Source organism: Macrococcus sp. CoH-51_TC_04 (assembly GCF_058188655.1).
This window is the reverse complement of the sequence record NZ_JBVGOY010000012.1, coordinates 34,482-55,705: the sequence shown is the minus strand read 5'-3', so window position 1 is coordinate 55,705 and position 21,224 is coordinate 34,482. Positions and strand designations below refer to the sequence as shown.

Annotated in this window: 22 protein-coding genes, 1 riboswitch and 1 other annotated feature; of the genes, 4 read left to right on the top strand and 18 right to left on the bottom strand. The window is 35.6% G+C overall.

Translation table 11 applies throughout. The features are described from left to right. Positions 1 to 33: 33 nt before the first annotated feature. The gene (locus tag ACZ2V4_RS10285) at positions 34 to 1,302 is read right to left on the bottom strand and encodes a nucleobase:cation symporter-2 family protein (RefSeq protein WP_490514826.1); all 1,269 of its coding nucleotides are present in this window, start codon (positions 1,300 to 1,302) and stop codon (positions 34 to 36) included. Continuing rightward, on the bottom strand, positions 1,302 to 1,886 hold the full coding sequence (xpt, locus tag ACZ2V4_RS10280; RefSeq protein ID WP_099482390.1) for a xanthine phosphoribosyltransferase: 585 nt from the start codon (positions 1,884 to 1,886) through the stop codon (positions 1,302 to 1,304). Before xpt ends, ACZ2V4_RS10285 begins: the two co-directional genes overlap by 1 nt. Before the next feature lie 66 nt (positions 1,887 to 1,952). After that, positions 1,953 to 2,054: riboswitch (purine riboswitch) on the bottom strand. Positions 2,055 to 2,389: 335 nt separating this feature from the next. On the opposite strand from xpt, the gene ACZ2V4_RS10275 reads away from it, so the two are divergent. Together ACZ2V4_RS10275 and ACZ2V4_RS10270 are read left to right on the top strand one after the other, a co-directional pair. After that, positions 2,390 to 3,409 carry a DUF2382 domain-containing protein gene (locus ACZ2V4_RS10275; RefSeq protein WP_283722012.1) on the top strand — a complete coding sequence of 340 codons (1,020 nt, stop codon included), beginning with the start codon at positions 2,390 to 2,392 and terminating at the stop codon, positions 3,407 to 3,409. A 100-nt stretch (positions 3,410 to 3,509) separates the two neighbouring features. After that, a complete protein-coding gene (locus ACZ2V4_RS10270; protein ID WP_283722013.1) occupies positions 3,510 to 4,124 on the top strand; it encodes a GNAT family N-acetyltransferase in 615 nt (204 codons plus the stop codon). A gap of 224 nt (positions 4,125 to 4,348) precedes the next feature. Here ACZ2V4_RS10270 and rpsR read toward each other — a convergent pair whose 3' ends face one another. The 4 genes from rpsR to ACZ2V4_RS10250 all read right to left on the bottom strand — a co-directional run bounded on the left by rpsR (position 4,349) and on the right by ACZ2V4_RS10250 (position 5,904). After that, positions 4,349 to 4,591, bottom strand: a complete 243-nt coding sequence (rpsR, locus tag ACZ2V4_RS10265; protein WP_041636240.1) for a 30S ribosomal protein S18 — start codon at positions 4,589 to 4,591, stop codon at positions 4,349 to 4,351. A 32-nt stretch (positions 4,592 to 4,623) separates the two neighbouring features. Further along, positions 4,624 to 5,142 carry a single-stranded DNA-binding protein gene (gene ssb / locus ACZ2V4_RS10260; protein WP_219493413.1) on the bottom strand — a complete coding sequence of 173 codons (519 nt, stop codon included), beginning with the start codon at positions 5,140 to 5,142 and terminating at the stop codon, positions 4,624 to 4,626. Between the two features lie 24 nt (positions 5,143 to 5,166). Further along, positions 5,167 to 5,457, bottom strand: a complete 291-nt coding sequence (gene rpsF / locus ACZ2V4_RS10255; protein WP_219494866.1) for a 30S ribosomal protein S6 — start codon at positions 5,455 to 5,457, stop codon at positions 5,167 to 5,169. Positions 5,458 to 5,589: 132 nt separating this feature from the next. Beyond that, the gene (locus ACZ2V4_RS10250) at positions 5,590 to 5,904 is read right to left on the bottom strand and encodes a hypothetical protein (protein ID WP_490514825.1); all 315 of its coding nucleotides are present in this window, start codon (positions 5,902 to 5,904) and stop codon (positions 5,590 to 5,592) included. Positions 5,905 to 6,050: 146 nt separating this feature from the next. Further along, positions 6,051 to 6,359 (top strand) — a binding site (T-box leader). 115 nt (positions 6,360 to 6,474) lie between these two features. Between ACZ2V4_RS10250 and ACZ2V4_RS10245 the strand changes: the two genes are divergently transcribed. Together ACZ2V4_RS10245 and metE are read left to right on the top strand one after the other, a co-directional pair. Beyond that, the gene (locus ACZ2V4_RS10245) at positions 6,475 to 8,316 is read left to right on the top strand and encodes a bifunctional homocysteine S-methyltransferase/methylenetetrahydrofolate reductase (RefSeq protein ID WP_490514824.1); all 1,842 of its coding nucleotides are present in this window, start codon (positions 6,475 to 6,477) and stop codon (positions 8,314 to 8,316) included. Beyond that, the gene (gene metE, locus ACZ2V4_RS10240) at positions 8,310 to 10,535 is read left to right on the top strand and encodes a 5-methyltetrahydropteroyltriglutamate--homocysteine S-methyltransferase (RefSeq protein ID WP_490514829.1); all 2,226 of its coding nucleotides are present in this window, start codon (positions 8,310 to 8,312) and stop codon (positions 10,533 to 10,535) included. Before ACZ2V4_RS10245 ends, metE begins: the two co-directional genes overlap by 7 nt. Positions 10,536 to 10,592: 57 nt before the next feature. Here metE and ychF read toward each other — a convergent pair whose 3' ends face one another. The 12 genes from ychF to rpmH all read right to left on the bottom strand — a co-directional run bounded on the left by ychF (position 10,593) and on the right by rpmH (position 20,862). Then, positions 10,593 to 11,693: a redox-regulated ATPase YchF gene (ychF, locus tag ACZ2V4_RS10235; RefSeq protein ID WP_219493416.1), complete on the bottom strand. Its 1,101-nt coding sequence runs from the start codon at positions 11,691 to 11,693 to the stop codon at positions 10,593 to 10,595. Between the two features lie 18 nt (positions 11,694 to 11,711). Next, a complete protein-coding gene (locus ACZ2V4_RS10230) occupies positions 11,712 to 11,900 on the bottom strand; it encodes a DUF951 domain-containing protein (RefSeq protein WP_086043616.1) in 189 nt (62 codons plus the stop codon). A 1-nt stretch (position 11,901) separates the two neighbouring features. Then, a complete protein-coding gene (locus tag ACZ2V4_RS10225) occupies positions 11,902 to 12,789 on the bottom strand; it encodes a mechanosensitive ion channel family protein (protein ID WP_219493418.1) in 888 nt (295 codons plus the stop codon). Next, positions 12,790 to 13,653 carry a ParB/RepB/Spo0J family partition protein gene (locus tag ACZ2V4_RS10220; protein WP_490514823.1) on the bottom strand — a complete coding sequence of 288 codons (864 nt, stop codon included), beginning with the start codon at positions 13,651 to 13,653 and terminating at the stop codon, positions 12,790 to 12,792. Continuing rightward, positions 13,646 to 14,407, bottom strand: coding sequence for a ParA family protein (locus ACZ2V4_RS10215; protein ID WP_219493422.1), 762 nt, complete (start codon positions 14,405 to 14,407; stop codon positions 13,646 to 13,648). Before ACZ2V4_RS10215 ends, ACZ2V4_RS10220 begins: the two co-directional genes overlap by 8 nt. A 137-nt stretch (positions 14,408 to 14,544) precedes the next feature. Beyond that, positions 14,545 to 15,384 carry a nucleoid occlusion protein gene (gene noc, locus ACZ2V4_RS10210; RefSeq protein WP_219493424.1) on the bottom strand — a complete coding sequence of 280 codons (840 nt, stop codon included), beginning with the start codon at positions 15,382 to 15,384 and terminating at the stop codon, positions 14,545 to 14,547. A 29-nt stretch (positions 15,385 to 15,413) separates the two neighbouring features. Then, positions 15,414 to 16,130, bottom strand: a complete 717-nt coding sequence (rsmG, locus tag ACZ2V4_RS10205; protein ID WP_219493425.1) for a 16S rRNA (guanine(527)-N(7))-methyltransferase RsmG — start codon at positions 16,128 to 16,130, stop codon at positions 15,414 to 15,416. Next, on the bottom strand, positions 16,131 to 18,005 hold the full coding sequence (mnmG, locus tag ACZ2V4_RS10200) for a tRNA uridine-5-carboxymethylaminomethyl(34) synthesis enzyme MnmG (RefSeq protein ID WP_219493427.1): 1,875 nt from the start codon (positions 18,003 to 18,005) through the stop codon (positions 16,131 to 16,133). A 12-nt stretch (positions 18,006 to 18,017) separates the two neighbouring features. After that, positions 18,018 to 19,397: a tRNA uridine-5-carboxymethylaminomethyl(34) synthesis GTPase MnmE gene (gene mnmE / locus ACZ2V4_RS10195; protein WP_458620165.1), complete on the bottom strand. Its 1,380-nt coding sequence runs from the start codon at positions 19,395 to 19,397 to the stop codon at positions 18,018 to 18,020. A gap of 121 nt (positions 19,398 to 19,518) precedes the next feature. After that, positions 19,519 to 20,262 (bottom strand): RNA-binding cell elongation regulator Jag/EloR, encoded by a 744-nt coding sequence (jag, locus tag ACZ2V4_RS10190; protein ID WP_490514822.1) that lies wholly within the window; start codon positions 20,260 to 20,262, stop codon positions 19,519 to 19,521. 16 nt (positions 20,263 to 20,278) lie between these two features. After that, entirely contained in the window at positions 20,279 to 20,626 is a 348-nt protein-coding gene (gene rnpA, locus ACZ2V4_RS10185; RefSeq protein ID WP_015912456.1) for a ribonuclease P protein component, read from the bottom strand. A gap of 98 nt (positions 20,627 to 20,724) precedes the next feature. Continuing rightward, positions 20,725 to 20,862 carry a 50S ribosomal protein L34 gene (rpmH, locus tag ACZ2V4_RS10180; RefSeq protein ID WP_041636245.1) on the bottom strand — a complete coding sequence of 46 codons (138 nt, stop codon included), beginning with the start codon at positions 20,860 to 20,862 and terminating at the stop codon, positions 20,725 to 20,727. Positions 20,863 to 21,224: the final 362 nt, after the last annotated feature.

The following is a 21,224-nucleotide window of genomic DNA, read 5'->3' as shown; positions in this document are numbered from 1 at the left end:
CCTCCAAATATTTTTATAAATTTAGTAGTTCTATTATTTCATATTTTGACGCATTTGTTTATCATTTAATCCATTAAAAAATAAATTAAGGATAATGGCAGTAAAAGTACCAATAACAATCCCATTTTGTGTCAGCCATTCATAGTCGCTACCGAACTTGCTAAACGCTTCTGGAACGGTTGTAATTCCTAATCCAATACCTACAGATACTGCAATAATCAAGAGATTGTCTTGTCTTGTAAAATCAATGGCGCCAAGCATTTTTACACCGTATGCCATGACCATACCAAACATTGCAATCATTGCGCCTCCAAGTACAGATGTAGGGATGATTGTCGCAATTGCACCAAGCTTAGGAATCGATCCACATAGCAATAACAAAGCGACCATGCCATACATAACTTTATTTGATTTCACACCTGATAATGAAACCAACCCTACATTTTGTGAGTATGCTGTATATGGAAATGCATTGAAGATTGATCCTAATACAATTGCAATCCCTTCAGCACGGTAACCTTTAGATATATCTTTTCTATCTATTTTTGTTTTTGTAATCTCACTTAGCGCAGAATATACACCTGTTGATTCGATTAAGCTGACGATTCCTACAATAACAAACAATAGGATAGAACCTATTTCAAACTTAAATCCTGCAAATCTGAATGGTTTCGGTAATTCAAACCAGTTTGATTCATGCACTGCACCTATATTTACTAATCCAAAGAATGAAGCAATTATTGTACCGATGACTAAACCAAGCAATATCGCAATTGAACGTATAAATCCGGAAGATAACCTATGAATAACCAATATGATAATCAATGTGATGAGACCTAATAGAATATTTATCGGCGCACCATAATCTTTGTTTCCTTGACCTCCTGCCAAATTATTCATCGCTACTGGCATTAACGTAATCCCAATAATCGTTACGACGCTACCTGTCACTACTGGTGGAAATATTTTTACAAGATATGAAAAGAACGGTGAAATAAGAACGATAATAATACCAGAAGCAAAGAGCGACCCGTAAAGTACATCGATACCGTGTTTTGAACCTACCATAATCATTGGGGTTGCGGCCGTAAAGGTACATCCAAGTACTACTGGTAATCCAATTCCGATACCTTTATATACTTGAAGGAATGTCGCAACACCACACATAAAGATATCGACAGAAACTAAATATGCCGTTTCTTGTGCACTAAAACCTAACGCATGTCCGACGATAATCGGAACAATAATTGCTCCGGCATACATTGCAAGAAGATGTTGCAAACTTAACAATAAATTTTTCATTAAAGTTCGCCCTCTCCTACTAATGTTACTTTGCCATTATCAAGTGCAGCAATTTCACATAAACTCGTTACATCTAATCCTGCATCAAGCAGACGCTGTTTACCTGACTGAAAACTTTTCTCGACTACAATTCCAACACCAACACACGTAGCTCCGGCTTGTTGTACGAGATTATATAGACCAAGTGCTGCCTCACCATTCGCTAAGAAGTCATCAATGATAACTACTCGATCATTTTCGTTTAAGAATCGTTTTGACACGACAACGTGACTCGTCTTGTTTTTCGTATAAGAATGAATATCCGTATGATATACTTCTTCAGTCAATGTACTTGGTACAGATTTTTTCGCAAAAAGACAAGGTACTTTAAACTTTAATGCAGCCATTATAGCTGGTGCAATTCCAGAAGCTTCAATTGTTAAAACTTTAGTAACCCCTTCGTCTTTATACTTATTGTATATCGTTTCACCAACTTCATACATTAATTCAGGGTCGATTTGATGATTCAGAAACGAATCCACTTTCAAAATACCACCATCAATAACAACACCATCTTCTTTTACACGTTGTTGTAACTTTTCCACTTGTCAGCCTCCCATACTATACAAAAAAACTCATCTAAATCATTTAGATGAGTAATAAATAAAAAAACTCTTTATTTAATTACTCATAGTCGCATCATTTACGGCGATGCGGTAGAAACTCTAAAGCCATATCCTTTAATTTATATGAGTATAATTTGTATGCAATTAATATTAATGTTCTTGATAATAACAAAATCATTAACTTTTAGCAATATTATTTTTATATTTAATAATAAGTCAGAAAATTGAAACCGCTATTTTTATCAAACACATAAAAAAGCTGATATAACATGTAAAAATTACTCAATTTTTTCAAAATAATTTATACAAATTTATAATGTTTTCATAGAGTTTCTTCCATATAAATGTAGTTTGTATGTCAAGTGTTTTTTATGAATTTTTAATGCTTTGTGTTTAGATTATTAACGCTTGGGTATATATTTAGCATAACAATAAAACAAAGACATCATGAAAGTACATAAACCACATTGGAGGTACGAATAATGAGACAAAGACAGTTAGAAACATTTTCAAACGAAGAAACATTATTACGTAGAATCGATCAATTAAAAGCTGAAGGCATTTCTGAACGTGATATTCATGTTATTTCTAAACATAAATTAGAAGGTTCAGCATTGGATTACACTGACGTTCAATATAGAAATGCAGAAGGTACATTCGGTGACAAAGTGGCTGCATTCTTTACTGGTGAAGACCCACAAAGTCGCGTATACGACAAATTAGATTTAACTGATTCTGAGAAGGTTGAATACGAAAACGCTATCGAAAGCGGTCAAATCTTACTTTATGTAGATAATGATGCTTATCGTCATAGCACTGAAAGACAAGAAGGCAGTACATTAAACGATAAAGCTACTCCAGATTATAACAAGGAAGATGATCACACTGGCTTAGGTTTTGCAGCAAGTACAAATGCTGAATCAGATGCAGATTATTCAGGTAAACACCGTGATAACAATTTAAAAAACAGAGAGGAAGTAGTAGATATGAATAACTTTAACAATGAAGAATATAATAAATTAAGCCGTGAGGAACGTTTAAACTTAGTGGACGAAGATATCCGTAACCGTGATGATCTAGGCGAAGATGAGAAAATCCAGTTACACGAAGAACGTTTACGTGTAAACAAAGATACAGTTCAATCAGGTGAAGTTACAATCGATAAAAACGTTGTCGAAGAACGTCAAGAATTCGATGTACCAGTATCACATGATGAAGTAACAATTGAGCGTCGCGATGTGACAGACCGTGCAGTAGCAGATGATCACTTCGATAACAATTTAGAAGATGAAACAATCCGTGTACCATTAACTGAAGAACGCGTTAACATCGAAAAAGACAATGTAGTTTCTGAAGAGTTAGTAATCAAGAAAAACCGTGTAACTGAAACTGAGCATGTATCTGAAAACGTACGTAAAGAAGAAGTTGATATCGACGATTCTAACGCACATTTAAAAGACCGTGACCATAATAACGATGATTTAACAGATCGTCGTTTATAATATAAATTAAAGAAGCCTTAGAGGCTTCTTTTTTTATTTCCATGTATTTAACATTTAGTCATGTTACAATACTAATATATACATGAACAGGAGCCTGATTATGAAAATAATAGCTTTAAATTCAGCCGATCACTATTTCAACGAATGTATGGCACTTTATACAAAAGAGTTTCCAGAATCAATTTGTGAACCAATCGATGTATTCTATAATAGCTTCGATCTTAAACGTCAGGATTTTGAGCGTTATCATTTTATTGCTGCCTATGAAAATGACACGCTATTAGGATTTACTTCATTTCATCTTGAAGTAATGTACAACATTGGATATATCGTATACTTAGTCGTAAGTGAAGAATCTCGAGGTAAAAATGTTGCACGTGCACTAATGAATGAAGCGGAAATCATTATGACAGCGCTATGCGAACAAAATGGTACTACATTAAATACTATTATGCTTGAGTGTGAGCAAGATACAACAGGAAATAGTCCGTTAGCATCTTTCTATGAGAAATTTGGGTTCTACTTATATGATATTAACTATCACCAACCCGGCCTTCATAATGATGCACCTGTTCCAATGAATTTATTTGTAAAGAATATAATAAACCATTCAAGTCTACAATTAGCCATCGAACATATGTATCGAACTAAGTATCTATTATGTAATAATATTGACTCTACTATTGTAGAAGATTTGATTGAACAAATGTACTAACCTAGCATATACATGATATTCTTATAAGTTAAATATGTATTAATTTTTTGCTCCTAACCTAATTCTTCATTTAAGTTAAACCCAAGAAATTTGAAATATAATTGCTGCATAACCTATATTATAATTCAAGAAGGTGTAATTTTAAGATTTTGAAAATAGGATACATGAAAAGAAATATAAAAAAAGAGGAGAGACATTTACTGTCTCTCCTTTATATATTAAGCTTATGCTTCGTCTTTAACATATGGTAATAAAGCCATATGACGTGCACGTTTGATAGCTACAGTTAACATACGTTGGTATTTAGCTGAAGTACCTGTTACACGACGTGGTAAAATTTTACCACGTTCAGAGATGAATTTTTTAAGCATATCTACTTCTTTATAGTCAATGTGTGTAATACCGTTTGCTGTGAAATAACAAACTTTTTTACGACGACGACCGCCTCTTCTTGGTCCACCTGCCATGATTGTTGCCTCCCTTACTTATAGATTAGTAATTAAAATGGTAAATCATCATCACTGATATCAATTGGCCCTGCTGCATTGGCAAATGGGTTATTTGATGGTGCTGATGTATTTGGTTGTTGATTATTTGATGACTGATAGTTTTGATTCTGGCCTTGTGTCTGACCGTAACTTCCTTGGTCATAGCTAGAATAGTCATCTGACGGACTGTTCGTACGTGATTGGTTAGTGTTCTTCGGTTCAAGGAATTGAACTGAATCACAAACGACCTCAGTAACGTATACTTTACGTCCTTCTTGATTATCATAACTACGTGATTGCAATCTGCCATCAACCCCAGCTAAACTACCTTTATGCAAGAAATTATTAACATTTTCAGCTTGCTTACGGAATACGACACAGTTGATAAAATCAGCCTGACGTTCTCCTTGTGCATTAGTAAATGTTCTATTTACTGCTAAAGTAAATGTAGCGACTGACACACCTGATGTTGTGACTCTGTATTCTGGATCTTTAGTTAAACGACCAACTAATACAACTCGGTTAAGCAAATAAATCGCCCCCACATAATCTTATTATTTTTCTTCTTCGCGAACAACGATATGACGGATAATGTCATCGTTGATTTTAGCTAAACGATCAAATTCATTAGTAGCTTCGTCAGTAGACTTAACGCGAACGATTCGGTAGAAACCTTCTTTAAAATCGTTGATTTCATAAGCTAAACGACGTTTACCCCAATCCTTTGATTCGATGATTTCCGCTCCGTTTGAAGTAAGAATTTCTTCGAAACGCTCGATTAAAGCTTTCTTAGCATCTTCTTCAATGTTTGGACGTACGACATACATAATTTCGTAATTTCTCATCATTTACACCTCCTTATGGTCTATGCGGCTTTATAATTTTATAAAGCAAGGAATAATTTTCATTACTCACAATAGAGAATTATAGCATAGTTTACTTATTTCATCAATCATTAAATATATCTGCAATATTTTTTAACAAAGACTTTCTAATCTATATGTTCTGATTCGTTTCGTATAAAAAGGCTGTATTTCTTTCTGTGCTAAATAAAGGTATTGTCTGTATTCCTTAGCTTCCGGATAAATGGTGTCAATCGCATAGATATCTAGGTAACGTATTGTTTCAGAGCTATATGTCACATACTCATAGATAGACTCATCAACCGCTACACGCGTTCCAGCCCCAACTACCTGAATAAGATAATGATAGCTGATATCATACACTGGGGGCTGCATACCATCATTATCAATCAGTTTAATACAATATATAATACGTCTTAACGGCTTCATTTCCTCACCTCATGTTATAACGTATCATATCGTCCGATGTTTTAAAATATATTATCAAAAAATGTATTCTCAATTTTCTGAAATTTTTGTTGACAGCATTTTTATATTCATGTAAAGTAACACTTAATTAAACAAAACTCTATACTCTAAACACTAGAAAAAGGAAAGTAAAACTTACACTGCTTTTACAGAGAATCTTCGTATGCTGAGAGAAGACATTGAAAGAAAGTTCGAAAATGGCCTTGGAGTGTTGGTGCCAATATGAGGTACCACCGGGTTCGCCCGTTATAGCGATACAGTATTAATATGTTGTTCAATAGCGTACTGGCATACTATCTTCTACACTTTCGTATACTTAGCCGTAGCCTATTACAACTTAGCGTACTGGATAAGATTGTTTTAGTAATAGAACAATAAATAAAGGTGGTACCGCGAACTAAGCTTTCGTCCTTTAGATCTGATAACTCTTCAGATCTAAAGGACGAAAGCTTTTTTTGTATAGAGCATTACTAAGGAGGGATTAATATGAAACGTTCCAATCATCAATAAGGGTAATAAAGGAGGAATATAATGAGTAGATTATTAGAAACATTGGAGAAAAAAATTTTAGTAGCCGATGGCGCTATGGGAACAATATTATATTCTGAAGGCTTAAATACATGTCCAGAGCGCTATAATCTCACGCATCCAGAAAAAGTGGAACAAATTCACCGCTCGTATATTGAAGCAGGATCAGATATTATACAGACCAATACATATGCTGCTAATTTCATTAAACTTCAACGCTTCGGTCTGGAGCATAAAGTTAAAGCCATCAATGAAGCTGCTGTAGACATTGCAAAACGGGCGGCTAAAGAAGATACATTCATTCTTGGAACAGTTGGTGGACTAAGAGATGTTCAACAGGGAAAGCTATCTCTTCCTGAGATTCAATATCATACGGAAGTCCAGATTGATGCACTAATATCATGCGACGTCGATGGATTATTGTTTGAAACCTACTATGATCTAAAAGAATTACTTACCGTCGTATCACTGGCACATCAAAAATATAACGTTCCGATAATTGCACAGCTCACTGCTTCTAATACCCATTATTTAATTGATGGAACATTAATCAGCGAGGCTTTTGATCAGCTTATTTCAGCAGGAGCAGATATTGTAGGTTTAAATTGCCATCACGGGCCACATCATATGAAGCGAACATTTCAGCATATTGATATCCCAAGACACGCGTTTTTATCCTGTTATCCAAATGCTAGTTTACTGGATATAGATCACAATCATTTTAAATATAGTAATAATGCACAGTATTTCGCCGATGTAGCTGAACAGCTCATACATGAAGGCATTCGATTAATTGGAGGATGCTGTGGGACTACGCCGGAACACATCCAGAAAATCAAAGGGGTAGTCGGGAATCTCAAACCGGTCACAGATAAAAAGGTTGTTCCTTTCCGTAAGAAAAATGAATATGTGATAAAAGAAAAGCACAAGCTGAGTCTCTCACAACGCGTTAAAACACAACCCACAGTTATTGTAGAACTCGATACGCCCAAGCATCTAGATACAAAAAGGTTCTTCCAAAACATCAAGGCACTAGATGCATCTGGCATCGATGCAGTGACCCTAGCTGATAACGCGCTAGCTACAGTCCGCATCTCTAATATTGCAGCGGCAAGCCTCATTAAGCAGAAATTTAATATTGAACCCCTCGTTCATATAACTTGTCGAGATCGAAACTTAATTGGTTTGCAATCTCATCTACTCGGGCTATCTTTGTTAGGAATCAATGAAATTCTCGCAGTTACAGGAGATCCTTCTAAAATCGGACATCTACCGGGGGCAACCAATGTCTACGATGTGAATTCCAAGGGACTCACAGAACTCGCCTTAAGATTTAATAAAGGAATTAATACAGACGGTGGTACTTTAAAATCCAAAACACATTTCAATATTGCAGGCGCCTTTAATCCACATGTAAAAAATATGGATGCTGCCATTAGAAATATGAAGAAGAAAATAGAGAGTGGTATGCATTACTTCATTACTCAACCTGTCTTCTCTCATGAAAAAATAATAGAAATATACACTGCCACACAACAGCTAAATGTTCCGATATTTATCGGGATAATGCCCATTACAAGCTATAAAAATGCACTGTTTCTCCATAACGAAGTTCCTGGAATAAAAATATCAGAAGATATCTTAGAACGTTTTAAGGCAGTAGAACATGATAAATCCGCTACACAAAAGCTGAGTATAGATCTTTGTAAATCCTTAATTGATACTGTTCATGCTTACTTTAACGGACTATATATCATTACGCCATTCGAGCAAGTTGAATACTCGCTTGAGCTAGCTGCATATTCAAAATCAATTACCAAACACAAACAGGAGGCAATATTATGACAATCAAAACGACAAACTTAGGGTTTCCGAGACTCGGACGCAAACGTGAATGGAAAAAAGCAATTGAAGGGTACTGGAATAAAAATATTAATAAAGAAGCACTCGATAAACAATTAGAAGTGCTACACCGAGATAACTTAAAATTACAAAGTAGCTATAACCTCGATAGTGTACCTGTGGGAGATTTCTCATTATACGATAACCTTCTAGATACCGCTTTGCTTTTCAATATTATTCCAGAACGATTTCAAGGAAGAGAGATAGATGATGATTTATTATTTGATATTGCTAGAGGGAATAAAGAACACGTAGCTAGTGCATTAATCAAATGGTTTAATACAAACTATCACTATATCGTGCCTGAATGGGATAATGTAGTGCCTAAGTTAAATCATAATACATTACTGGAACGTTACCGCTTTGCTCTATCACTTGGGATTAATGCTCATCCTGTGATTGTAGGTCCTATTACTTTCGTTGCATTATCAAAAGGAGGCACTAGCTCCTTCGAAGAAAAAGTACGTCAGTTAATCCCTTTATATACCGAAGTCTTCCATTCATTAATACAAGAAGGTGCTGAGCTTATTCAGGTTGACGAACCTATCTTGGTTACTGATCAGGCTGAAGTGCTAAAAGATATCACGCATGAAGTATATGAAGCTTTTAATGATGCTAAAGTAGCAGATAAATTAATCATTCAGACTTACTTTGAAGCTGCAGATGTCAAATTTTTAAATGGGCTGCCTGTTAAAGGTCTGGGATTAGATTTGGTTCATGATCGTGGCAATAACTTAAAACAAATACTAGCAGGAGACTTAAGCGGTGATAAGACGCTTTTTGCAGGTGTTATAGATGGCAGAAATGTATGGGCTGCCGACGTTGCACTAAAGCAGCAACTAATCGAAAAGCTTTCTGAGCATGTCGAAGACCTATATATTAATCCTTCATCTTCACTCCTTTTAGTACCCGTATCTTTAGAGGACGAGACACTAGATGAGCAGATTAAAGATGGCTTGAGCTTTGCTACTGAGAAACTAGGAGAATTAGAAGCGTTAAAAAATCTTTTTAACAATAACAATGCAACGCAGTTTAACAAACTTAAATCAAAATACGAAACATTCCAGAATCAATCTTTTAAAAATCTAGAATACAACTATAATATTCCCGATCAACGTTCATCAACATTTGAAGTACGTAAAGTGCTACAGCAGCAACGTTGGAATTTACCAGACCTACCTACAACGACAATCGGCTCCTTCCCACAGTCAAAAGAGGTAAGACAATATCGTGCTGACTGGAAAAATCATCGCATTACAGATGAGGTGTACAAGCAGTTCTTAAAAGATGAGATTAAACGATGGATTGACATTCAAGAGGAAATAGGGCTTGATGTCTTAGTACATGGAGAATTTGAACGTAATGACATGGTCGAGTTTTTTGGCGAAAAACTTCAAGGTTTCCTCGTTACCAAGTATGGATGGGTACAATCTTATGGTTCACGTGCCGTAAAGCCCCCAATCATCTATGGAGATGTAAAGTGGACACACCCATTAACAATAGATGAAACTGTCTATGCTCAAGGACTGACAAACAAACCTGTAAAAGGCATGCTTACAGGGCCGGTAACGATATTAAACTGGTCATTTGAACGTGTAGATATACCACGTGAAGTAGTTCAAAATCAAATAGCATTGGCAATTAATGAAGAAGTACTCGCTTTAGAAAAGGCAGGTATTAAAATTATCCAGGTCGATGAGCCCGCACTCCGAGAAGGCTTACCATTAAGAAGTGAATTCCATAAGGATTACTTAGATAAAGCGGTACACAGTTTCAAACTCGCAACTTCTTCAGTAGCTGACGACACACAGATACATACACATATGTGCTATTCTCAGTTCGGTCAGATTATTCATGCGATATATGACTTAGATGCAGACGTTATCTCTATCGAAACATCAAGAAGTCATGGCGATCTTATACAGGATTTCGAAGACATCAACTATAATCTTGGTATCGGCTTAGGAGTCTATGATATTCACAGTCCTCGTATACCGACTGAAGCAGAAGTAACAAACGCAATCGAACGTGCTTTAAAACAAATTGACCGCTCATTGTTCTGGGTTAATCCTGATTGTGGGCTTAAAACAAGAAAAGAAGAAGAGGTGAAAGAAGCATTAAAAGTCCTTGTAACAAGTACTCAAAAAATACGTAATCAGTAGTATAAGAAAGAATGGCCCGGTAAACTTAAGTTTACCGGGCCATTCTTTCTTTAAATATTAAACGTTAAATCTAAAATGCACAACGTCTCCATCCTGCATAATATATTCTTTACCTTCTAAACGTACTTTACCTGCTTCTTTGGCTCCGCTCATGCCATTGTATTCAATAAGGTCATCATAGCTGACTGTTTCAGCACGAATGAAACCACGTTCAAAGTCCGTATGAATAATGCCTGCACATTGTGGTGCTGTCATACCTTTTTTGAATGTCCATGCACGAACTTCTTGAACACCTGCAGTGAAGTACGTAGCCAGTCCTAATAAGTGATAAGATGCACGGATAAGTTTGTCTAATCCCGCTTCCTCAATACCAAGATCAGCGAGGTATTCTTCTTTATCTTCATCTTCTAGTGTTGCAAGCTCTTCTTCAATCTTCGCACTAATAACAATCACTTCTGAACCTTCAGCTTCAGCATATGCTTTGATCGCTTTTAAATGTTCGTTTTCTTCACCGCTGATTAAATCATCCTCTGAAACATTTGCAACATAAAGCATTGGTTTTGCAGTAAGTAAGTGCATATTTTTAACAAGCTTTGCCTGCTCCGGAGAAAACTCGATGCTGCGTACTGGCTTTTCAGCTTCTAAAGTTTCTTTGACAATCGCAAGAACCGCTTCTTCTGCCATCGCATCTTTATCTTTTTGTTTCGCCATCTTTTGAACGCGTGCATAGCGTTTCTCTACAGACTCTAAGTCTGCAAGAACAAGTTCCATATTGATAACTTCAATATCATCGACGGGGTTTACCTTACCAGAAACATGAGTAATATTCTCATCTTCAAAAGCACGTACAACCTGACAAATTGCATCTACTTCACGAATATGTGATAAGAACTTATTACCTAATCCTTCTCCTTTAGATGCCCCTTTTACGATGCCTGCAATATCCGTAAACTCAAATGCTGTCGGAACAGTTTTCTTAGGTTCTACAAGTTCAGTTAATTTATTCAAACGGTGATCTGGAACTTCTACAATTCCTACATTCGGATCAATTGTCGCAAACGGATAGTTTGCAGCTAGAGCTCCTGCTTTCGTAATTGCGTTAAATAAAGTTGATTTTCCTACATTCGGTAAACCAACGATTCCTGCTGTTAATGCCATAATATTATCTCCTCTTACTTACGCATGATGCGTTATTTTTTTTATTTTTTTATTGAACTCTTGTCTAGGCAGCATAATACTACGGTCACAACCTGTACATTTGATTCTAATATCTGCGCCTAAACGAATAATTTTAAAATGTTTCTCACCACATGCATGGGGTTTTTTCATCTCAACTATATCATTTAAATCATACGTTTTATCCATACTATCCACCCTTTTTATCTGGTTGATTATACATAATCATTCGAGGCATTGGTACTTTTACTCCGTTACTATCCAGATAGTCTTTCAAATCACGTCTTAACATACGTGAAACTTTTACATGATGATTTGGTAACGTTTCTGCTGCAATTTTAATCTTAGCTTCCCCGGCTGACACTGCCTCAACGCCTAGTATTTCTGGAGATTTAATCAAATCATCATACTTATCCATCAAAGTTTCCAGATAGGGTTTAATCAACGCCTCAACATCTTCTAGGTTTTCTTCACTTGAAACTGTAATATCAAATACTGCAAGTGAATTATTAACAGAAAAATTGACGATTTCATTCATTGTACCGTTCGGCAGTATCGTAAGCTCTCCTGTAAATGATCGAATTCTTGTTGAACGTAATCCAATTGATTGTACCGTACCTTCTGCTACAGTTGTGCCAGTTGTATTAATTTTAACATAGTCACCTACGTCAAACTGATTTTCAAAGATAATAAAGAAACCCGTGATAATATCTTTCACTAAAGTTTGTGCGCCAAAACCAATTGCAATACCAGCCACCCCTGCTCCAGCAATAATACTTTCAACTTTGACCCCAAAGTTACTCAAGATAGTAGTGATAATGATAAACCATGTTGCATAAGAAGCTATATTTTGAAGTAATTTGATGAGCGTCGTATCTCTTTTTTCAGAATGAGATAAATTTGTTCTTCGGCGGACATAAAAAAATTGTTCGATCATCTTGTGAATAAATTTAATTAGGAACAATCCAAAAACGAGCAATACTAATGCCCAGAAAATATTTGCACCTACTCCAGCCCAAAATTCAGGATCCGTATAAGGCTTAATTAATCGCTTAAAAAAGTATACTAATTTATCCATCTATTCACCTACATTTTCAAGCAAATGAATCAAACGATTAAACTCCTCTTCAGAAGTGAATTCAATTGAAATCTTTCCTTTTTTGCGTGATTTAGAAATTTCTACTTTAGTCCCTAGATTCTGCTTCAAAGACTCTTCATGTTTCACAAGAAACTTTGGCTTTTGCTTTACTTTAACTTCTTTACTATGTGTCTCTACCTCTTCTTGGTTCATCATTTTAATGAGGTCTTCTAAAGCGCGTACACTCATCGCCTCTCGAACAACTTTGTGTGCCACTTTAATTATATCTTCTTCATTTTTTAGCCCTAGTAAAGTACGTCCATGGCCTCCTGAAATTTCTTTGTGATTAATCATTTTCTTTACTTCTTGTGGTAAATTTAATAATCTCAATAAGTTCGCAATGTAAGAGCGAGATTTCCCAAGTCTATCTGCTGTTTCTGCTTGTGTTAAATTCAAATGTTTCATTAGTGACTCATAACTTTTTGCTTCTTCTAATGGATTAAGATCTTCACGTTGCAAATTCTCAATAATTGCGAGCTCCATCATCTGTTGGTCTGTAAGTGTTTTAATAATCGCAGGAATTTTATTTTTACCTGCTAGCTTACTCGCTCTAAAGCGACGTTCACCAACCACTATGTCATAACCTTTAACTGATTTTCGTACAACAATCGGCTGCAGTACTCCATGAAGTTTAATCGACTCACTTAATTCTTCTAACGCTGCTTCATCAAACTCTATTCTTGGCTGATATGGATTTGCACGCAATTCTGCAACATTCAGCTCTTCAACAATTTCATCCTGACGATTTTCTTGAAATAATGCATCCAGCCCTCTACCAAGACCTTTTCCTAAACCTCTAGCCATTACTAATTACCTCCTCAGCTAAGCTTTTATATGTCTTAGCTCCCATAGAACGCGCATCATATACATTAATCGGCTGTCCGTGAGAAGGGGCTTCAGATAAACGTACATTTCTTGGAATAATTGTTTCATATACTTTATCTTCGAAATGTGCTTTCACTTCTGCGATAACATCATTACCTAAATTTGTACGTGCATCGTACATTGTAAGTAATACACCTTCAATTACAAGCGACTGATTAAGATGTCGTTGTACAAGCTTGATTGTATTCAGCAACTGACTCAAGCCTTCAAGTGCATAATACTCGCACTGTACAGGGATAATAATACCACTTGCTGCGGTAAAGGAATTGATTGTAAGTAGTCCGAGAGATGGTGGACAATCAATAATAATATAATCAAACTCCTCATTTAGCTCTTTAAAAGCATATTTAAGTCGAACTTCTCTACTCATAGCTGACACAAGTTCAATCTCTGCACCCGCCAGGGCGATATTTGCCGGAATAATATAAAGATTTTCCTGTGCTGTTTTCAACACACACTTATTAATATCGGTATCTTCTACAAGCATATCATAAACTGAATTCGTCACATTATTCTTATCAATCCCTACACCACTTGTTGCATTTCCTTGAGGATCTGTATCAATCAGTAGTACTTTCTTACCAAGTTCGCTAAGTGCCGCACTTAAATTTACTGACGTAGTTGTCTTACCCACGCCACCTTTTTGATTGGCAATCGCCAAAATTTTTGTCATGAATACTCTCTCCTAATCGTCATTTCATATAATATCGATTATATCAATTTTAGCTCTATATTGCACAAACAATAAAAGTGTAGACCATAAAGTCCTCAATAAAAAATCCCTGCACTCTCTCTGCAGGGACGATGATTCTATTTATCTGTTTTAAATACTTTTATCGAAATTTCATAGAAGTTTTCATATTCCGTATCTTTTCGCTTTACTTTAACCCCACTTTTTTCTACAGCCTTCAAACTTTCTCCAATTGTATTAAAAGCGAGCTTTATATCACGAGTAAAACCAATTCTCTTAGGTTTCACTTCTTCTCCAGCAAGCATACGTTTCACACGTTCTTCTGTCTGTTTTACATTTAAGTTCTGACTTTTTATAATATTCAACATCTGCGACTGACCCGCTTCATCTAAAGCAAGCAAGCTTCTGGCATGTCTTTCTGTAATTTGATGCTTACTTAATGCATCCAGTATCGGTTGGGATAATCTAAGTAATCTGAGCTTATTAGCAATAAATGACTGACTTTTTCCTAGGCTCGTTGCAAGATCATTCTGTGTAATTCCATCTAGATCCAGCAATTTTTTATAAGCTTCTGCTTCTTCTACAGCTGATAAATTTTCTCTTTGAATATTTTCAATTAATGCAATTGCAGCAGTTTCTTTATCATTCATCTGCTTAACAATGACTTCTGTTTCAGCTGTATTATTCATCTTAAGTGCTCTGAAACGTCTTTCTCCAGCAATAATCTCATACATTTCTTCTTCGATTGGACGAACGACGATAGGTTGAAGTAATCCATATGAACGAATAGATTCAGCCAACTCTTTAATTTTTTCTTCATCAAAGATTTGTCGTGGTTGATAACGATTCGGTACGATGCGTTCGACAGAAACTTTTACAACATTACCATTTTGGCGCGCTACTTCTACATCTTCTTCCTTTTCTTTCAGCCCAAATAATTTTGAAAAAGGTTTTTTCATAACAATCGACTCACTTTCAATTCAAATACTTATTTTAGTAATGGTTCCTTGTTTGGTGTCCCTGGTTTACGCGGATACTTCTTAGGGGTTTGTCTTTTTTTCTCAATATCTAATATATAACGCATACTATCTTCTTCAGGTAGCGTCAATCGGTGATTTTCAACCACCGCTCCACCTAATATAGATATCGCAAACAATCCTTCTTCAACCTCTATTTCTCCTTGTGCACCTTTAAGCGCAATAAAATGACCACCTTTTTTCACAAGTGGTAAACAGAGTTCACTTAATACAGATAATCTCGCAACCGCTCTTGCTGTAACTACATCAAAGTGTTCTCTGTACTCGCCTTTACCAAATGTTTCTGCTCGATCATGTACAAAATGGCAGTTTGTCAAATTAAGTTCTGTGCTTAAATGATTAAGGAAGTTGATTCTTTTATTTAGGGAATCAACGATTGTAAGTTCTAAATGTGGATATAATATCTTTAATGGGATACTAGGAAATCCTGCACCAGCACCAACATCACAAATAGATTTTACTTTATTGAAATCAAAATAGAAACTCGGTGTAATAGAATCAAAGAAATGTTTCAAATATACCTCTTCTTTTTCTGTTACAGCTGTTAAATTAATTTTCTCATTCCACTCTACTAAAGTTTCATAGTAAATTGCAAATTGTTTTTGTTGTTCATCTGTGAGTTCGAAGCCTTTTTCTTTTAAATGTTGTAAAAATTTCATCTCATTCATCTAATTCACCCTTTTTATTTTCCCTTGTTCAATATAAATTAATAAAATTGAGATATCTGCTGGATTTACGCCAGAAATACGTGATGCCTGTGCAATACTTAATGGTTTCACTTCCTTTAACTTTTCACGTGCTTCAGTTGCCAGACTGTGAATATCATCATAATCAATATTCTCAGGAATTTTTTTATTTTCCATACGTTTTACTTTTTCTACTTGCTGTAATGATTTTTGAATATATCCTTCATACTTCGTCTGAATTTCTACTTGTTCTTGTACAGATTCATCAATCATTCCTTGTTCTTCGATTAAAGCAACGACTGAAGCATAATCCATTTCAGGTCTTCTTAATAAATCAATCGCAAGTATGCCATCTTTTAATGGTGTTCCTCCACGCGATTCAATCATACTTTGAGTTTTTTCATTCGGCTTAATTCTGATTTGAGATAAACGATTTATTTCCTCGGAAATAGCAGCTTTTTTATTATTGAATCTATTATATCGAAGCTCATCAATAAGTCCTGCGTTATAGCCTATTTCTGTAAGTCTTAAATCTGCATTGTCATGACGCAGTAATAGACGATGCTCAGCGCGACTTGTCAGTAAACGATAAGGTTCATTCGTCCCTTTTGTTACAAGATCATCTATGAGTACACCAATATATGCTTCATGACGACCTAATATTAATTCATCATGTCCTAGAACCTTCGCTGCAGCATTAATACCTGCCATAAGTCCTTGTCCTGCCGCCTCTTCATAACCACTTGTCCCATTTATCTGACCTGCAGTATAAAGTCCTTCAATTTTCTTCGTCTCTAGTGTCGGCCAAAGTTGCGTTGGTACAATTGCATCATACTCAATAGCGTATCCTGCACGCATCATGTCTGCTTTTTCTAAACCAGGTATCGTTTTTAACATTTGCAATTGCACATGCTCTGGCAAACTTGTAGAAAGTCCCTGCACATATACTTCTTTAGTATGTCTTCCTTCTGGTTCTAAGAAGATTTGATGTCTTGGTTTGTCATTAAATCTGACAAACTTATCTTCAATTGAAGGACAATATCTTGGTCCTGTTCCTTTAATCATACCCGAGTACATTGCTGATAGATGCAGATTATCATCGATAACTTGATGTGTTTCGCCGTTTGTATAGGTTAGCCAGCATGGTAATTGATCCATGATAAACTCTGTTGTTTCGTAACTAAATGCACGTGGCAGATCATCACCTGGTTGAATTTCAGTTTTGCTATAGTCAATAGAATCACTGTTTACACGTGGTGGTGTACCTGTTTTGAATCTAACGATATCAAACCCAATCTCGCGAAGATGGTCAGCTAACTTTATAGAAGGCATCTGATGGTTGGGACCTGAAGAATATTTAATATTTCCAAGAATGATTTCTCCACGTAAAAATGTTCCTGTCGTTAAGACGACAGCATCCGCTAAATACGTAGTCCCTATAACTGTTTCCACACCAAGTACTTTTCCATCCTCAATAATTAAACGCTCCACCATGCCTTGCATAATGTCCAGGTTGTCTTGAGCTTCTATAACAGATTTCATTTCTTGCTGATACAAAACTTTATCTGCTTGAGCACGTAACGCACGAACTGCTGGACCTTTCCCAGTATTGAGCATACGCATTTGAATATGCGTCTTATCGATTGTTTTAGCCATCTGTCCGCCTAAAGCATCAATTTCACGTACAACGATACCTTTCGCCGGTCCACCAACTGATGGATTACAAGGCATAAACGCGACAGAATCCAGATTTATTGTCAGCATCAGTGTTTTTGCACCTTTTCTCGCACTTGCAAGTCCTGCTTCTACACCTGCATGTCCAGCACCAACAACAATTACATCATATTTTTGTTCCAAAATTTTTCCTCCTTATTTTCCGAGACAGAACTGGCTAAAGAGTTGATCAATAAGCCCATCGTCGACAGACTCACCAATAACCTCACCGAGTAATTCCCATGTTTTTATCAGGTCGATTTGAATCATATCAATTGGCACACCTAATTCTGCTGCAGATATCGCATCACCAATCGAAGTTTTTGCACTTTTAAGTAGACTGATATGTCTTGCATTTGATACATATGTCATATCTTGATTTGACACTTCTCCAGCAAAGAATAATGTACGAATCTGTTCTTCGAGTTCTTCAATTCCTTGTTGTGATAGCATTGAAGTCTTAACTATTGGTGCATTCCCTATCATCGTTTTAACTTCTTCTAAATCTAATTTATTTTCTAAATCGGTCTTATTAATAATCACGATTACATCTTCATTTTTTATTATTTCTGCTAACTTATAATCTTCTTCTGTTAAAATTTCATTATTATTTAATACGTACAATATTAAATCTGCTTTCTTAAGCGCTTCTCTACTTCGTTCTACACCGATTTTTTCAACGATATCCTCTGTTTCACGGATACCCGCCGTGTCTACAAGTCTTAGTGGCACGCCACGCACGTTCACATACTCTTCCAGCACGTCACGAGTCGTTCCTGCAATTTCTGTAACGATAGCTTTATTATCTTGAATTAAGTTGTTCAGCATCGAACTTTTTCCGACATTCGGTTTACCAACAATTACTGTAGATAATCCTTCTCTTAAAATTTTACCTTGATTAGCTGTTTGTAAAAGATTCGTAATACTTCCTTCAATCTTACGCGCTTCTTCCATTAAAAATGTATTGGTAGCTTCTTCAACATCATCATATTCAGGATAGTCAATATTCACTTCTACTTGAGCTAATATTTCAAGGATAGATTGTCTTAAACCTTTAATCAGCACACTTAAACGTCCTTCAATCTGCTGCATTGCAACACGACTTGCTCGATCTGTTTTAGAACGAATAAAATCCATCGTGGCTTCGGCTTGAGATAAATCAATTCTTCCGTTTAAGAAAGCACGTTTTGTAAATTCACCTGGTTCAGCAAGTTTTGCTCCATTCGTAAGTGCGAGTTCAAGCACACGATTAACCGTCATAATTCCGCCATGACAATTAATTTCCACGATATCCTCACGCGTATATGTTCTTGGCGCTCGCATCACTGCGACCATCACTTCTTCAACAACTTCTTTCGACGCTGGGTCTATAATGTGCCCGTAATTAATCGTATGTGATGCAACGTCATTTAATTGATACTTGCCTTTATATAATTTATCCGCAATCGATACGGCATCACTACCTGATAGGCGGACAATCGCAATCGCACCTTCACCCATGGGTGTTGAAATACTTGCAATAGTATCCAATTCCATAAAATTCCCTCCTTTGATTCTTTTAAATTTTAAGCTTAATCTTACGAATAATAAATCACTTTGCATCGCATAAACAGATTAACTCTAAAAACAATCGTTTTTAGAGTTAATCAAGTAAATATTATCTTGAACGAATGACAAGGTAACGATGAGGCTCTCTACCTTCTGAATATGTTTCAATGTTCTCTATCTTTCCAAGGATTTGGTGCATAATTTTACGCTCATAGTTCGGCATTGGTTCAAATTTAATTGGCTCACCAGTCGCTATGGCTTTTTTTGACATATTTAAAGCTAGATTCTGCAACGTTTCTCTTCGCTTTTCTCGATAATTTTCGATATCTAACGTAATTGTGACGAATCCCTTTTCAAGATGATTGAAATAGTTTTGTGCAAGGACTTGCAAGCTATTCAAAACTTGACCACGTCTACCAATTATTCGAGATGCTTCTGCTGATGAAATATTCATAATAACTTCATCCTTATTCTTATAGATAATTTCCATAGAAGCTTCATATCCCATAGCAGCAATAACTTGCAATACATACTCTTTAACCGATTCCAGAGATTGTTGATTTCTATTTGACTTTATCTCAATATTCTTTTCAGGCATTGTAACTTTAGGCGTGTCATCTATATTCTTATCTGAAGATTGCTCTTTGATAGGTATACTCGTTTTTTCGCGTTTTACTTCCGGATTAATTATAATGAGCTTAACCTCTGCATTTTGTTTACCAATCCCGAATATCCCTTTCTTTCCAGGATTCAATACTTCAATCTTCACCTGACTTTCAGAAACATTCATGATATCTAATCCTTTTTTAATTGCATCTTCTACAGTAACATCAATAAAGGTTTGTTCTAACAATAGATTTCCTCCGTCTTTAAGTGATTCTTTTGTTAAAACCTTTGGCAATCTTCATTACGTGTTCCAAACTTTTATTGATCTCATTCGTTGTCATTTCTTTAGAAGGTTGCCTGGCGATTACAATAAAATCATCTTTAATAATATCTTCTTTATGTTTCGTAAAACTTTCTCTTATCGCACGCTTTATTCTATTTCGAGTGACAGCATTACCAATTTTCTTAGAAACTGAAATACCGAGTCTGAAATGCTCATTTTCACTATTTTTCTGACGATATATAATAAACTGGCGATTCGCTACAGACTTACCATTTTTATAGATTTTCTGAAAATCTTCATTCTTCTTAATACGATACGCTTTCTCCATTTTATACACCATCTCATCATCATTACATATTCTTATTTATTATACTAAAATTTATATCCTATTTAAACAAAAAAAAGACCACTGAATGTTCAGTGATCTTATGCTGATAATACTTTTCTGCCTTTACGACGACGACGCGCTAATACGTTACGTCCGTTTTTCGTGCTCATACGTGCACGGAATCCATGAACCTTACTATGTTTACGTTTATTTGGTTGATAAGTACGTTTTACCACTTAAAAACACCTCCATTAAATGAAATTTCATCTATCGATTCTTATTAGAATTTCGCCTAGTGATTTATAGTAACTATTGGAGTATACCAAATTTCTATATGTTAAGCAACTTTTAATTTTTATTATGCTTATCCACTTATCCACATATATTTTTAATGGTTTTGTGGATAACTAATAGCCTATTTTTAGCCTTTTAAAGTTATCCACTGGTTTTTCCTAAATTCCACAGCTCATTTTTATAACGTGTGTGATTAAGTATAATTTTGTGGATAACCATTTAAACATATTGATATTATTACTTTTTTTTGATAAGATTTGATTATATTTTCTGTGGATAAAGTTGTTCCTGATTAATTATCCAC

What these genes read in the sequence shown, in the direction of transcription:
- ACZ2V4_RS10285 (WP_490514826.1), bottom strand. Translation starts at nt 1,302, where the DNA reads ATGAAAAATTTATTGTTAAGTTTGCAACATCTTCTTGCAATGTATGCC.
- ACZ2V4_RS10275 (WP_283722012.1), top strand. Translation starts at nt 2,390, where the DNA reads ATGAGACAAAGACAGTTAGAAACATTTTCAAACGAAGAAACATTATTA.
- ACZ2V4_RS10270 (WP_283722013.1), top strand. Translation starts at nt 3,510, where the DNA reads ATGAAAATAATAGCTTTAAATTCAGCCGATCACTATTTCAACGAATGT.
- rpsR (WP_041636240.1), bottom strand. Translation starts at nt 4,591, where the DNA reads ATGGCAGGTGGACCAAGAAGAGGCGGTCGTCGTCGTAAAAAAGTTTGT.
- rpsF (WP_219494866.1), bottom strand. Translation starts at nt 5,457, where the DNA reads ATGAGAAATTACGAAATTATGTATGTCGTACGTCCAAACATTGAAGAA.
- ACZ2V4_RS10250 (WP_490514825.1), bottom strand. Translation starts at nt 5,904, where the DNA reads ATGAAGCCGTTAAGACGTATTATATATTGTATTAAACTGATTGATAAT.
- ACZ2V4_RS10245 (WP_490514824.1), top strand. Translation starts at nt 6,475, where the DNA reads ATGAGTAGATTATTAGAAACATTGGAGAAAAAAATTTTAGTAGCCGAT.
- ychF (WP_219493416.1), bottom strand. Translation starts at nt 11,693, where the DNA reads ATGGCATTAACAGCAGGAATCGTTGGTTTACCGAATGTAGGAAAATCA.
- ACZ2V4_RS10230 (WP_086043616.1), bottom strand. Translation starts at nt 11,900, where the DNA reads ATGGATAAAACGTATGATTTAAATGATATAGTTGAGATGAAAAAACCC.
- ACZ2V4_RS10225 (WP_219493418.1), bottom strand. Translation starts at nt 12,789, where the DNA reads ATGGATAAATTAGTATACTTTTTTAAGCGATTAATTAAGCCTTATACG.
- ACZ2V4_RS10220 (WP_490514823.1), bottom strand. Translation starts at nt 13,653, where the DNA reads ATGGCTAGAGGTTTAGGAAAAGGTCTTGGTAGAGGGCTGGATGCATTA.
- ACZ2V4_RS10215 (WP_219493422.1), bottom strand. Translation starts at nt 14,407, where the DNA reads ATGACAAAAATTTTGGCGATTGCCAATCAAAAAGGTGGCGTGGGTAAG.
- noc (WP_219493424.1), bottom strand. Translation starts at nt 15,384, where the DNA reads ATGAAAAAACCTTTTTCAAAATTATTTGGGCTGAAAGAAAAGGAAGAA.
- rsmG (WP_219493425.1), bottom strand. Translation starts at nt 16,130, where the DNA reads ATGAATGAGATGAAATTTTTACAACATTTAAAAGAAAAAGGCTTCGAA.
- mnmE (WP_458620165.1), bottom strand. Translation starts at nt 19,397, where the DNA reads ATGGAATTGGATACTATTGCAAGTATTTCAACACCCATGGGTGAAGGT.
- rnpA (WP_015912456.1), bottom strand. Translation starts at nt 20,626, where the DNA reads ATGGAGAAAGCGTATCGTATTAAGAAGAATGAAGATTTTCAGAAAATC.